This window comes from Corynebacterium sp. HMSC066C02, from assembly GCF_001814945.1.
GTDB classification, from domain to species: domain Bacteria; phylum Actinomycetota; class Actinomycetes; order Mycobacteriales; family Mycobacteriaceae; genus Corynebacterium; species Corynebacterium aurimucosum.
The window spans coordinates 44,359-57,569 of record NZ_KV818476.1 but is presented as its reverse complement, the minus strand read 5'-3'; the positions used below and the strand labels follow the sequence as shown (position 1 = coordinate 57,569).

General features: G+C 59.9%; 14 protein-coding genes. 7 read left to right on the top strand and 7 right to left on the bottom strand.

The genetic code is table 11. The features are described 5' to 3' along the window. From rnpA to HMPREF2996_RS11395, 7 genes are read left to right on the top strand one after another with little or no spacing between them, the layout of a single operon-like run. On the top strand, positions 1–369 hold the full coding sequence (gene rnpA, locus HMPREF2996_RS11425; protein ID WP_070444524.1) for a ribonuclease P protein component: 369 nt from the start codon (positions 1–3) through the stop codon (positions 367–369). Beyond that, the gene (yidD, locus tag HMPREF2996_RS11420; RefSeq protein WP_070444526.1) at positions 357–635 is read left to right on the top strand and encodes a membrane protein insertion efficiency factor YidD; all 279 of its coding nucleotides are present in this window, start codon (positions 357–359) and stop codon (positions 633–635) included. The genes rnpA and yidD overlap by 13 nt, the downstream gene beginning before the upstream one ends. A 9-nt stretch (positions 636–644) precedes the next feature. After that, positions 645–1,631 (top strand): membrane protein insertase YidC, encoded by a 987-nt coding sequence (gene yidC / locus HMPREF2996_RS11415; RefSeq protein WP_070444528.1) that lies wholly within the window; start codon positions 645–647, stop codon positions 1,629–1,631. A gap of 23 nt (positions 1,632–1,654) precedes the next feature. Then, positions 1,655–2,284: a 16S rRNA (guanine(527)-N(7))-methyltransferase RsmG gene (rsmG, locus tag HMPREF2996_RS11410; RefSeq protein ID WP_070444530.1), complete on the top strand. Its 630-nt coding sequence runs from the start codon at positions 1,655–1,657 to the stop codon at positions 2,282–2,284. Positions 2,285–2,294: 10 nt separating this feature from the next. Beyond that, positions 2,295–3,143 (top strand): ParA family protein, encoded by an 849-nt coding sequence (locus HMPREF2996_RS11405; protein ID WP_070444533.1) that lies wholly within the window; start codon positions 2,295–2,297, stop codon positions 3,141–3,143. A gap of 6 nt (positions 3,144–3,149) precedes the next feature. Further along, complete coding sequence (locus HMPREF2996_RS11400) at positions 3,150–4,205, top strand: ParB/RepB/Spo0J family partition protein (RefSeq protein WP_070731420.1); 1,056 nt, start codon at positions 3,150–3,152, stop codon at positions 4,203–4,205. 6 nt (positions 4,206–4,211) lie between these two features. After that, positions 4,212–4,787, top strand: coding sequence for a hypothetical protein (locus HMPREF2996_RS11395; RefSeq protein WP_070444537.1), 576 nt, complete (start codon positions 4,212–4,214; stop codon positions 4,785–4,787). A 26-nt stretch (positions 4,788–4,813) separates the two neighbouring features. On the opposite strand, the gene HMPREF2996_RS11390 is transcribed toward HMPREF2996_RS11395, so the two are convergent. The 7 genes from HMPREF2996_RS11390 to HMPREF2996_RS11360 all read right to left on the bottom strand — a co-directional run bounded on the left by HMPREF2996_RS11390 (position 4,814) and on the right by HMPREF2996_RS11360 (position 13,152). Further along, entirely contained in the window at positions 4,814–5,998 is a 1,185-nt protein-coding gene (locus tag HMPREF2996_RS11390) for an N-acetylmuramoyl-L-alanine amidase (RefSeq protein WP_070444539.1), read from the bottom strand. A gap of 65 nt (positions 5,999–6,063) precedes the next feature. Next, positions 6,064–6,387, bottom strand: a complete 324-nt coding sequence (trxA, locus tag HMPREF2996_RS11385) for a thioredoxin (RefSeq protein ID WP_070444541.1) — start codon at positions 6,385–6,387, stop codon at positions 6,064–6,066. 7 nt (positions 6,388–6,394) lie between these two features. After that, positions 6,395–7,321, bottom strand: a complete 927-nt coding sequence (trxB, locus tag HMPREF2996_RS11380) for a thioredoxin-disulfide reductase (RefSeq protein ID WP_070444543.1) — start codon at positions 7,319–7,321, stop codon at positions 6,395–6,397. Positions 7,322–7,375: 54 nt separating this feature from the next. Beyond that, complete coding sequence (locus tag HMPREF2996_RS11375) at positions 7,376–7,918, bottom strand: sigma-70 family RNA polymerase sigma factor (protein ID WP_010188059.1); 543 nt, start codon at positions 7,916–7,918, stop codon at positions 7,376–7,378. Positions 7,919–8,084: 166 nt separating this feature from the next. Beyond that, entirely contained in the window at positions 8,085–10,595 is a 2,511-nt protein-coding gene (pepN, locus tag HMPREF2996_RS11370) for an aminopeptidase N (RefSeq protein WP_070731419.1), read from the bottom strand. A 43-nt stretch (positions 10,596–10,638) separates the two neighbouring features. Continuing rightward, entirely contained in the window at positions 10,639–12,351 is a 1,713-nt protein-coding gene (locus tag HMPREF2996_RS11365; protein ID WP_070731418.1) for an ATP-binding protein, read from the bottom strand. Between the two features lie 267 nt (positions 12,352–12,618). After that, positions 12,619–13,152 (bottom strand): YceI family protein, encoded by a 534-nt coding sequence (locus tag HMPREF2996_RS11360; RefSeq protein ID WP_070444547.1) that lies wholly within the window; start codon positions 13,150–13,152, stop codon positions 12,619–12,621. Positions 13,153–13,211 lie beyond the last annotated feature (59 nt).

The following is a 13,211-nucleotide window of genomic DNA, read 5'->3' as shown; positions in this document are numbered from 1 at the left end:
ATGCTTCCAGCCCAGCACAAGCTCACATCTCCGAGGCAATTTCGGAGGACCATCAAGGGCGGGCGCCGGGCGGGCACGCGCACTGTCGTCGTGCATTTGCGCTTTAATGACGGTGAAGACGCCATCGCGGCCACTGGGCCGCGGTTCGGTCTCATCGTGTCGAAGGCCGTCGGGAATGCCGTGGTTCGCCACCGCACCTCCCGACGGCTTCGTCATGTGTGCATGTCCCTCATGCGCGATGGTGTCAAAGGGACAATGCTGCCCGCCAACGTTGACATCGTTATCCGCGCCTTGCCCGCCAGCGGTGATGCCACCAGTGAGCGCCTTGAGCGTGATATCCGCAAAGCGCTACGCACATGGGATATCTGAACTCCCAAGGTGAGGAGATTCCCGAAGCCCGCGGCTTCGGAAGAGTCCTAGTTCACGGGGTGCGCTTCTACCAAAAGCACTTGTCAGGCCTTAAGATGGTCTCCACCTGTCGTTTTGAACCGACGTGCAGTGCCTATGCCCTCGAAGCCATTTCCATCCATGGAGCCTTCAAGGGGACGGGCATGGCGCTTGCCAGGTTATGCAAGTGCGGTCCCTGGCACCCGGGCGGGTTTGATCCGGTACCGACCAAACAACAACTGAGGTAAACAACTCTCGTGCTTAATTTCATCTATTGGCCAATTTCAGCCGTCTTGTGGTTCTGGCATTGGCTCTTGAGCTTCGTTCTTGATTCCGCATGGGGCGGAACCTGGATCATTGCCATCGTTCTTCTGACGTGGACGCTTAAGGCCATCATGGTCAAGCCGACCATCACGCAGCTGCGCTCCTCCCGCAAGATGCAGGAGATCCAGCCGCAAATCCAGGAACTGCGCACCAAGTACGCCAATGACCAGACCAAGGCGGCGCAGGAGATGCAGCGCATCTACAAGGAATCTGGCGTGCGCCCGGTGGCGGGCTGCTTGCCTATGTTCGCGCAGATCCCGATGTTCATTGGTCTGTTCCACGTGCTGCGCTCCTTCGACCGCACTGTTGCTGTCGCCGGTGGCATTGGCCACCCGGCGGGTGACGCCATGTCGGAGGAGATGAACGCCTCCATTGCGAACTACATTTTCAAGCCCGAGCTGGTGAAGCAGTTCGTGGACGCGAAGATCTTTGGCGTACCGCTGGTGGCCAACCTGCGCCTCAACTCGGGGCTGGAAATTGTTAAGGAAACCACCACCGCCCAGGCGGCCGTCATCATCGTGCCGCTCATCGCCATCATTGCGACGCTGACGCACTTTAACGCTCGCATGACGTTGAACCGCCAGGAGGCTCGCCGCGCCGCCGGCAAGACTGCTACCCCACAGGGTCAGAATGCGGAGATGATGCAGCAGCAGATGGCCATGATGAACAAGATGATGCTGTGGTTTATGCCGGCAATGCTGGTGTTCTCCGGTTTCATCTGGCCCATCGGCCTTCTCTTCTACATGTTGGCCAACACCGTGTGGACCTTCTTCCAGACCCGCATCGTCTACGCCAAGATGGACCGCGAGGAAGAAGAGGAGGCAGCCGCTAAGGCTGAGCTCAAGCGCACCTCTGCTCCGAAGCCGGGCGCACGCAAGAAGGACAATCGCTCCAAGAAGCAGCGCCGCAAGAACAACTAGAACTTAACCCAGGAGTTTTCACAGTGACTGAATCTGTGTCCGACACTGTGCCACTGGACCCGTCTGACGTCTTCGGATCGCGTCTGCCGCTCGCGCAGAAATACCACGATTCGCTGGCTACGGACGGGTCCACCCGTGGTTTTATAGGCCCCCGCGAGGTCCCGCGCCTCTGGGAGCGCCATCTCATCAACTGCGCCGTGGTCGCCGAAGTCATGCCGCAGGGCGCCACGCTTATCGACGTCGGCAGTGGCGCCGGCCTGCCCGGCATCCCGCTCGCGATCGCGCGCCCTGATCTGAAGATCACCCTCATCGAACCGTTGCTCAAACGCTCGACCTACCTCAACGAGGTCGTCGACCTACTGGGGCTGGATAACGTCACCGTCATTCGCGGCCGCGCCGAGGAGGGCCCGGTCAAGAAGGCCGTTAAGGGTGCCGACATCGTCACCTCCCGCGCCGTGGCCCCGCTGGGCAAACTGGCCAAGTGGTCCCTGCCGCTGGTGCGCAAGGGCGGGGAGATGATCGCGTTGAAGGGTTCCTCTGTCTACGAGGAACTGGAGCGCGATGCTGCTGATATCAAGCGCGCCGGCGGCGGAAAAGCCGAGGTCATGACCATCCACGGCACCACGATTATCCGTGTCCCGCGCGTGAACTAAAGTAGACGGCATGACTCATCCTCGTCTTATCACCATCGCGAACCAGAAAGGTGGCGTGGGTAAAACCACCTCCGCCGTCAACCTTGCCGCCGCGCTCGCTGAGGCCGGCAAGAAGGTCCTGGTGATCGACTTGGACCCGCAGGGCAATGCCTCCACCGCAGTAGGAGCGGAGCACACCTCCGGCACTAAATCCAGCTATGAGGTTTTGTTGGGGGACTGCAGCGCGGAGGATGCGATGCAGCACTCTCCCGACGATGAGAACCTTTACTGCATCCCAGCCACCATCGACCTCGCCGGTGCAGAGATCGAAATGGTCTCCCTGGTTCGCCGCGAGTTCCGCCTCTATGACGCTCTGCACAACGGCTTCCTTGAGGAGCACGGCTTTGAGTACGTCTTTATCGACTGCCCACCTTCCCTAGGCCTGCTCACCATCAATGCGATGACGTGTGCAGAAGAAGTTATTATTCCCATCCAGTGTGAGTACTACGCCTTGGAGGGCGTGGGCCAGCTGCTGGGCAATATTTCCATGATTCGGGAGCACCTCAACGAGGACCTTCACATTTCCGGCGTGCTGCTGACTATGTTCGATGCCCGCACCAAGCTGGCTGAACAGGTGGCCAATGAGGTGCGCGAGCAATTCGGCGCCGTCGTTTTGGGCAACGTTATCCCGCGCTCCGTTCGCGTTTCGGAGGCGCCGGGCTATGGTAAGACAGTTATCGCTTATGACCCGTCGTCGACGGGTGCTCGCGCCTACTCCGCCGCCGCGCGCGAGTTGGATAAGCGCGGAGACTACACACCGCACCCCACCACGGGTGCCATTGGCGTGAGCCCAGAGATTTTCGCGGAATTGGAAGGATAGGACACCGTGGCAGATAAGAAGGCAGAGCAGAAGCCGGAGCAGCGCCAGGGCGGCCTAGGCAAGGGCCTGGCCGCGCTCATTCCGTCCGGCCCGGGTGCGCCCTCCCGTAAACCACGCCTGGGGGATTCGGCGGCCGACATTATCCTTGGCGCTTCGACAGGCGGGGCTCACGGATCTGCGCCGAAAAAGGTGCAGGGAGCGCCCACCATCCAGCAGTCTTCTGGCTCGAAGAAGCGGCAGGCCAAGCCTTCGGTGATTGGTGCGACGTACCGCGAGATCTCCGTCGGGGATATCATGCCCAACCCGAAGCAGCCACGTACTGTCTTCGACGAGGATGAGCTGGCGGAGCTGGTCCACTCCATCAAGGAGTTTGGCCTGCTGCAACCGGTCGTTGTGCGCCCCGCTGAGGAGGGTGGCTTCGAGCTCATCATGGGTGAGCGCCGCTGGCGTGCCTCCTCCAAGGCGGGCCTGGCCACCATCCCGGCCATTGTGCGCGATACCAAGGATGATGACCTCCTGCGGGACGCGCTTTTGGAGAATATCCACCGCGTACAGCTCAACCCGCTGGAAGAGGCTCACGCCTACCAGCAGCTGCTGGAAGAATTCGGCGTGACCCAGAACGAGCTGGCTGATCGCATCGGCCGCTCCCGCCCTCAAGTCACCAACATGATCCGCTTGCTCAAGCTGCCGGTCAATGTGCAGAAGCGCGTTGCCGCTGGCACCTTGTCCGGTGGCCATGCCCGCGCGCTACTGGGCCTGCCGGATGCTGAAGCCATGGAGCTCATTGCCAACCGCATTGTGGCCGAGGGCCTGTCCGTGCGCGCTACGGAGGAAGCCGTCACCCTGTATAAGCGGGACGGTAAGCCGGCCAAGCCAACCAAGAAACCTGCCGCCCCGCAGCCGCAATTCTTTACTGATTCCGCTGAGCGCTTGGCCGATCGCTTCGACACCAAGGTCACCGTCACCATGGGCAAGCGCAAAGGCAAGATGGTCGTCGAATTCGGCGACCAGGAAGATTTCGAGCGTATTCTGGCCCTCATTGAGGGTAAGGAAAGCAGCTAGCTGACCATGCTCGTTCAGGCCGTCAAGGAAGGTGTTGCCATCAACCCCTTGGCGGCTCGATCCATCTTCTGGGAGCTGAAGACCACGGTCGCTGATCCTGTTTTCGAGAAGGAAGCATGGATCAGTGCCACGCTGCTGCGCTGTGGTGAGTGCGGTTTTACCGTGGGTGATGAGGCCACAGTGTTCTTTTGCCCGCCCGATCTTGCCCCCGGTGCCGCGAAGCTACCCACCTCCCCCGTCTCGGAGGACGCGGTGCTGGTGTCCTCGCTTTTCGTGAAATCGCACCGCGCGGCGAAGGGCCTGGAGGCGGTGCTTCTCGATGCCACCATCATGCACCTCACCTCCCGCGAAGCTAGCGCCGTTGAGGCCTTTGGTTACCGCGATGCTCGCGCCGCCGAGAATCTCCTGCGGGCTAAGCCCGGCCGTATTGGCCTATTACCGGTGGAAACGCTGGAATCCGCCGGTTTCAGGGTGGAGCGTGATCACCCCATTACCCCGCGCCTGCGACTCGAGCTGCCCCCAGCTTTCGATCTGCTGACGGCTGCCGCCGTGGAGGACCTCCTCGCCCGCGCCCTAGCCTAGATACAGGATGGTTCCCCCTAAGCCCGTTAGGAAGAGCGCTCCGCGCGCAGCAGCTCGTCGAAGCGGTAGGTGCCGGTGACGGCAGTGTCATCGTCAAGAAGGTACAGGCGCTTGACGGAGACGACGATGGCCTCGGCGATGTCATCGCGGCGATCTGGGTTGGCCAGAATAGTCACGTCCTTGGGGCTGGTTAGGTAGCCCAGCACGACCTGCACCACCGGCATCTGGGTCAGGCGCAGCAGCGCCCAGGTGCGGCCGTGGTTGCGGCAGTTGCCCAGCTCGGTGCGGGCAACGATCTCTCGCTGGATGAAGCCGGAGAGCGTTTCACCAATGAGCGAGGAGTTACCGGACTCAGAACCGAAGTAGAAGGTGGCTACGCCATTGGCCTTCTCTGTGGGGTACTCGTCGCAGGCGAGCGAAATGACCAAGTCAGCGCCAAAGGCATTGGCAATGTCGGCGCGATCATGAATAGAGGGATCATCGGTACGCGGGCGGGAGATGATGGTCTCCATGCCGGCGGCAATCATGCGGCCAGCAACTCGCTCGGCCAAATCCCAGAGGATCTCTTCCTCAGTGATGTCACCAAAGCGGCCCTTGACCGTACGGCCCTTGTTGAAACCGCCCAGGCTGGGATCGATGACAACGCGCTTGCCGGCCAATTGGGGCCCTGCGTTGCGGACGCGCTCGCGCTCTTGGATGTTGTGCGCTGATCCGCCGGTGATGCGCCGACCCAGTAGGTTGAGCGCGTTGATGGTCTCCGGGCCACAAATTCCGTCACTGCGCAGTCCAGAGTTCAATTGGTATTCCGCCAGCGCTGCATAGGTGCGGGCACCGAAATTGCCGTCGATGCGCTCCTGGTAGAAGCCGAGCTCCTGGAGCTGTTGCTGCAACTGGGAGACATCGTCGCCCACCTGCACGTTGCCAGGCTCATAGGCCAGCACGCGCGCACCCAAGGTGTAGGAGGCTTGGCGCAGTTCACGCAAAGTGAGTTCATCGATATCGCCGCTGGGCACAATGCCGCGTGATTGCTGGAAGGCCTTAAGTACTTCCGCTAGCTCGCTATCAAAGTGCTTATCGGCTTCGGAGTACTTTTGCTTCTTCCAGTCGGACAACGTCCCCTGGTAGTCAGTCATCAGGCCGAGGCGGGCAAGGGTTGCGCGTGCTTCGGCGACCCGAACGCTCTGGTCACCTACACGTAAAACGCGGTTCACACCTACCCCTTTCGTGATCAAGGAGGCGCACTACAGTGCGCCAACAACGAGTTAAAGAATACCAGTTAGAGCTGTTTCTTTACCTGCGCCACGATGTCGGCCTTGGAACGCAAGCCAACGAACTCATCGACCTTCTCGCCGTCCTTGAAAATCAGCACAGATGGGATGGACATGATCTGGAACATGGCACCCAAAGTGCGTTCTTCATCCACGTTGACCTTGACTACGGAGACGTCCTCACCGAGTTCTTCGGCGACCTCCTCAAGGATCGGGGACAGCTTCTTACACGGACCACACCATTCGGCCCAGAAGTCCACGACGACTGGCTTGCCTGCCTCTACGACGTCAGCGCGGAAGGAATCAGTAGTGACGTTTTTAATGTTGCTCATGTGATTACTAACGGTTCTCAGCCAGGAAATGTTCCGCATCAATGGCCGCGCGGCAGCCGGAGCCCGCAGCGGTGATGGCCTGCTGGTAGTGGTCATCCACCAAGTCACCACAGGCAAAGACACCTGGCAGCGAGGTCTTAGTGGAGGGCTGCTGTACCACCACGTAGCCAGCCTCATCGGTCTCTACCTGGCCGTTGAGGAAGCCGGAGCGCGGGTCGTGGCCAATGGCTACGAACATGGCGGTCAAATCCAGCTCGCTGGTCTCACCGGTCAGCACGTTCTTGACTTCGAGGGCACCGACCTTGCCGTCCTTCTCCAGGACGCGCTCGACGGTGGTGTTGGTCAGCCACTTGATCTTTGGGTTCTCCTTGGCGCGCTCCAGCATGATCTTGGAGGCGCGGAAGTTCTCCGAGCGGTGAATAATGGTGACGGTCTCGGCGAACTTGGTGAGGAAGGTGGCCTCTTCCATGGCGGAATCGCCACCGCCGACGACGGCGATGTTGTGGTCCTTGAAGAAGAAGCCATCGCAGGTGGCACACGCCGACACGCCGCGGCCGGTCAGCTCAGATTCGCCCGGAATACCCAGGTAGCGCGGAGCGGCACCGGTAGCGAGGATGACAGCGCGGGCTTCATAAACCTCGTCGCCCACGTGTAGCTTCTTCACCTCGCCTTCGAGCTCGATGGAATCTACAACTTCCATGCGAAGGTCGGCACCGAAGCGGATGGCTTGAGCGCGCATCTCTTCCATAAGCTCAGGGCCCATGATTCCCTTCTGGAAGCCTGGGTAGTTCTCGACCTCGGTGGTGTTCATGAGTTCGCCACCGTATTCAAAGCCCTCGAAGACGATGGGATTGAGTTCGGCGCGTGCTGCGTAGAGCGCTGCGGTGTAGCCGGCGGGGCCGGAGCCGACGATGGCGACATCGTGGATAGTCACTAAAAACTCCCTTGAAACGATTCTTTTTAAGTAAGACTCAGATTCTACTCGCCCTCAGTCTATCGCCGCACGCAACACTTGCCGAGCCCGGGCTCGGCGCGACTTCACCGTGCCCGGCGCAACACCCTGCACCTTGGCCACGGTATCGATGGGATAACCAGCCACGTCGGTGAGGTACAGCGCCTCGCGCTGGTCCTGGCGCAAGGTTTCCATCGCTTGGGCCACCGTGATGCGTTCCGCCAGGTTTTCGCTGGGGTTGTGCGCGAGCGCATAATTGCGGTCATCCTCAATGATCTCTGCATCGAGGGAGGCGTTTTCCCGGTTGGAGCGATGGTTGAGGAAGTCATAGCCGGAGTTCATTACCAGCCGGTGCAGCCACGTGCTCAGGGTGGCATCGTGCCGGTAGGAGGCCATGTTGCAGCTGGCCTTGAGCAGGGCCTCCTGCACAATGTCCTGCGCATCATCATCGTTGCGCGTATAGCGTCGCGCCATGGCGGTCAGGCGCGCGCGGTGCTTTTCGACGATTGCCGAAAAGGCCTTGGTATCTCCACCAATGAAGGCGTCGACGAGTTCACGATCGGTCGGCTGTGCTGACACTAAGAATCCCCCCGGAAACTTGAGCAATGACAAGTGGGTCAACACAGTCCCCGGCCGAAGCCGATGGTTTGTGATTGTCCCCCCGTTGATGTGGTTGCGAGTTTACGGGAAGATTCTGCTATCCGCTACGCGAAGCGTCTCACGTGCCGCGTTTAATGTGCCGTGCTTACTGCACGGCACGGACACGGTACGCACGACGCAGTGCATCCTGGCATTCCAGCAGCACGCGGCGCAGCGCGCGCGGACGATCTTTGCTCAGGAATTCGCTGGTGGCGGCGTCGGCCATCGCGAGATCTGGGTAAAGACCGCGCACGAGGCGGTTGGCAATCTCGATGGGATGCTCCGTCCAGAGCTTCGCCAGAGAATCGAAATACTCCTGGGCAAAGGCTTCGGTGAGGTGGGCTGAGCGCGGTGCGTTGAACGCTGCGAGCAGGGAATCCACCTCCGCGTTGGAGTACGTGCCCGGCGTGCGCACGAGGTCAAAGACTTCGCGCTTGAGCTCGGCAGATGGGAAGGCGTGGGAGGCGCCTAGGTAGGCGGCGGCACCGGTGAGCGTGTTATCGCGCTCCTTCTCAGCCTCCAGCTCCTCGGTGCTGATGGCATCGCGGGCGGCCAAGGCGCGGAGGATGGCCCAGCGAATATCCGGGTCGAGGGCGAGGCCGTCGAGGGATCCGTCGTAAAGCGCACGCAGGCGCTGCGTGCCGGATTCCTCCGGGGTGGCCGCGAGCGCCTGAATGGCGGCTCGGGCGAAGGTGAGCTGCGCGTCGGAACCAGCCGGGGCGTCTTGCAGCACCTCCCACAGCCGCTCGGCATAATCGGAGCGAATCTCCTCGCGTTCTTCCTGGCTAACGAAGTGGTCGATGGCATAGCGGGCATTGGCAAAGGCCGTGGTCAGAAGCGTCGGGTTGGACTCCGCCGGAGCGTGCTTCAGCACGGTGTCGAGGTAGGAGCGCACCGGCCACTCGCCATCGCGGGTGAGGTTCCACAGGGAGGTCCAGATGACCGCTCGGGAGAGCTCATCCGGAACTTCAGACAAGCGCGCGCGAATGGTCTTCAAGGAGGTCTCATCGAAGCGGACCTTGGCGTAGGTGTGGTCGCCGTCGTTCAGCAGCAACAACGCCGGTGCCTGAAGCCCAGAAGCCTCGTCGAGGATAGTGCGCTCGCCCTCCAGATCGACGTCGAGGGTGGCGTACTTCTTCAGGGAGTTATCGAACAGCGCCACGTTGAGGCGGTGCGGGCGCGTGGTGTCCTCCGCCTCGACAGCGATAGCTAACTCGTGAATCCTATCGCCGTCCGCGTGTAACTCCGGGGTCAGCGTATCCGGGCCCCACGTGCGCAGCCAGGCTGTGGACCAAGCGTCGAGGTCGCGGTCGGTGTGCTTCTTCAGGGCCTTAAGGAGATCCTCGAAGGTGGCGGCAGCAAAGGCGTGCTCCTGGAAGTAGTCACGCGCGCCGGCATAGAAATTCTCCCGGCCCACGTAGTGCACCAGCTGCTTGAGCACTGCAGCACCCTTGGCATACGTAATGCCGTCGAAGTTCTGACGCGCGGCATCCACGTCCGGGATCTCGGCCTTGATCGGGTGCGTGGTGGGCAGCTGATCCTGCAGGTAGGCCCAGTTCTTGCGCTGGCCGGCAAAGTTGACCCACGCCTCGGTGTACTCGGTGGCGTGCACCGAGGAATCCGCGCCCATGAACTCCGCGAAGGACTCCTTGAGCCACAGGTCATCCCACCACTGCGGGGTGACTAGGTCACCGAACCACATGTGCGACATCTCGTGCAGGATCGTATTCGTGCGCCCGGCATGCTGCGCGCGGGTGGCGGCGGAACGGAAGAGGTAATGCTCCGTAAAGGTTACGAGGCCGGGGTTCTCCATGGCACCCAGGTTGTACTCCGGAACGAAGATGGAATCATACTTGCCCCACGGGTAGGGATAGCCAAAGTTGTTGTGGAAGAAGTCCATGCCTTGTGCGGTGACCTGCAGGATTTCATCATCCAGGTACTCCGCCATGGAGGCGCGGGCGAAGGCGCGCAGTTCCACGCTGAGGGATCCATCGGGTGCGGTCCAGGTGCTGTGCTTTTCGACGTACGGCCCCGCCGAAAACGCCGTCAAGTACGTCGACAGCAGCGGGGTCGGGGCAAAGTGCGCTACTTCCCCACCCTCGGTCTTCTCGCGGCTGACCTCCGGTTGGTTACTGAGCAGCTGCCAGCCTTCCGGGCCGGTGAGGTGCACCTCGTAGCTGGCCTTGAGGTCCGGTTGGTCAAAGCAGGGGAAGATGCGGCGGGCATCAGATGGCTCGAGGTGCGAGTAGAGGTAGGTGGTGTCATCGGCCTGGTCGTGCATGCGGTGCAGACCCTGGCCAGTGCGGGAGTAATAGGAGGAGCCGGTGATCTCCACGGTGAGCTCCTCCCCCACTGGAAGGTTGCTCAGGTAAACCCGTCCGCCGTCGAAGGTGTTCTCCACCTCCTCGCCGTTGACGTGCACTGTATGCACGGCCTTGCCCAAGTAATCCACGAAGGTCTCGTGCTCGGTGGTGGTGAACGTAATGCGCGAGGTGACCTCGTAAGAGTCGGCGTCGGTTGGCGCACTCGTGACGTCGAGGTGCAGCTCGTAGGTGCTCAAACGCAGCGCGGCGCTGCGGGCGGAAGCTTCTGCATGGGTGAGGTTTGCGGTAGTCATGCGCTACATCTTAAACCTCGCTGCGGTGTGTATCACAGGGTGGTCATGAAAGAATCCACCGCGTGTTGGGGCCGCGCTGTGGGCCATCAGGATCGATGCGCGCTTGGCCTATAGTTCTTAGGTGGCGCAGTATTCCTGTGACAATTGCCCGGTCTACTCCCAGTTCTTCGGCGACTTTACGCGTATTCAGCGCAGCTCCTTCTTTGAGTTGAGCCAGGATCCAATCCTGAACGGACGTTGCTGCAATGTGTCCCTCTATGTGAAGCCCCATCAGTGATCGTGCCTTGGTGGTAAGTATCCACTCTCGCGCTTCACGTAGTTGTTCTACGAAACCGAGGCTCTCATACCACCGTAGGGTGTCTGCAGCCTGATCTTCGCTGACTTGCATGAGTTGGGCAGCAGTGTGACACAGCAGGATCTGGTTGTCCATAAGGTGACGGGCAATGATGAGACCATTGACGCTGTCGAAAGGCTCAGCGCCGAAAGCACCTTTGAGTTCGGTCAAGGACTTAACGAACGCGGTGTCAACGCGCCCAGAGGACAAAGTAACTTCGACGAAGGATTCCTCGGCGCGAAGTTCCGGAATATGGCGACCACTCGACAGCATGGATGCCCACATGCGGTCGAATCCACGGGAGGATTCCTCTGCTAACCCCAGCATCCTTAACGCCGTCATAAGGCGGGGATTTCGGGGAATTGATTGTGTTGTGAGAACCCGATCGCGTTGTACACCTGTGGGAAGACCACCGGGAGACCATACAGAGAAGGCTATGGGAGATTGGTCGATGACTACTGCAGCCGATGCGTCCCAGTCGCGATGGGCTAAGGCATTAGAGACAAGCTCGTCGACAGCGGTGTCTGGGAAAGCCTTGATCGATACTTCTTGACCCGTGGCAAGGGCGATCCGCTCCACTTCTTGCTGGGCATTGACTCGAATTAGCTCTTTCAACCGCAAGTATGTGGTGATGAGGGGCGCAGAGATTTCTGTTGTTCTCGGCTCACCGCCAGGGACAAGACGGAGGAGGTGCCGAACTGTAACCTGCTGGGATACCGGAGGCATGAAAAGGATTTCGGCCGCGTATGTGGGCTTTAGTGAGCCATCCAGCAGTCCTAATTCTCCCAAGAGTTCGCGGGCCGTCGCGGGAACAGGCTCCTGGGAACCGGACATTGCCCTCGCTTGGGCTAGGAGGTGTCGGGCCTGATCGACGGCCGTCATATCGAGTTCCTCAAGCCCTCGCCGGGAGGGGTGAGCAGTGTAATCCGGGTTGGCGCGTTCAAAGAAGAGTGCGCGGCGTTGATGCTCGGTGAGTGGTACGCAGCGAGTGTCAACTCGCTTGCTCGCCTGTCCCTTTGGGCGTTGATACAGCGTGATGCCACGGGGAACGCGTAAGACGATGAGCCGGGCTCCGCACCACTCCAGCTCCTCTGCTTCGATGTGGATGTTGGGCTGTGTTCCTTCAAAGATCTTTCTTATGAGCCAGTCCAATTCCCGTTGGGTGCCTGTAAATGCCTCTGGTCCAGATTTCTTGTCTGCGACTCCAAGCACAATGAAAGCGTTCCCGTTATCGGCATTGGAAAAGCACACGGCTTCATCGATGAGGAATTCAACAAGGGACGCGTCTGGATTGCGATTTCGAGGGTGGACGGCGGGATCCTCTTTAAAATCGAGAATTTCGGATTCCAGGCTATCGGCGGTTGCGCCGGCTTCAATCGAGCGCAGTGCCTGGATGATGAATTCGAGTTCGTCCTCTCTCATGGTCCCGTAGTGTAGCAGAGTTGTTTCAAACAACTCCGCAACAACTAATAAACAACTATTGGCTAATATGGCAGCTTCTGACTCAGAATTAATCTAGAACATGCAGTCCAGAGCGTTGTTCAAGTTGTTTGGGAGTTGTTTCAGAGTTGTTTATTACTCGGTTTTGGGCCTTTAGTTGTTAAAAAGTTGTTGCCCGCAGTACCGGAATGGGCACTACGGGCAACAACTTAGAACTACTTCCTACGGCGAGGTTTCGCGCTTGATGGCTTACTGCTTGATGGCAGAGACCTCGAGCTCAATCTTGATCTCCTCGGAGACCAGCACGCCGCCGGTCTTCAGCGGAGCGTTGAAGTCGATGTCGAAGTCGAGGCGGTTAATGGAGGTCTTAGCCGCGAAGCCCAGGCGGGTGTTACCGAAGGGATCCTCGGCCACGCCCGTCTCCTCTACCTTGAAGTCAACGGACTTGGTGGTGCCCTTGATGGTGAGGTCACCGGTGACCATGCCCTCGCCTGCCTCGTTCACGTCGAACTTGGTTGCGGTGAAGGTCATCTCCGGGAACTTCTCAACGTCGAAAAAGTCCTCGTTCTTCACGTGCGCATCGCGGTCGGCGTTGTTGGTATCGATGGACGCGGTCTTCACCGTGGCGGTAGCTGCGGACTCGTTAATGTTCTCTCCCACCTTCAGGGTGCCCTCGAACTCGGTGAAGTTGCCACGCACCTTGGTGATCATGGCGTGGCGGGCGACGAAGCCGATGGTGGTGTGTGCTGCGTCCAGTGTGTAGGTTCCTGCGGTGATAGTCATGGGTTCCTCGTTTCTTCTAGGTTTCTCTAGATTGTTGATGTAACAACAATAATTATACG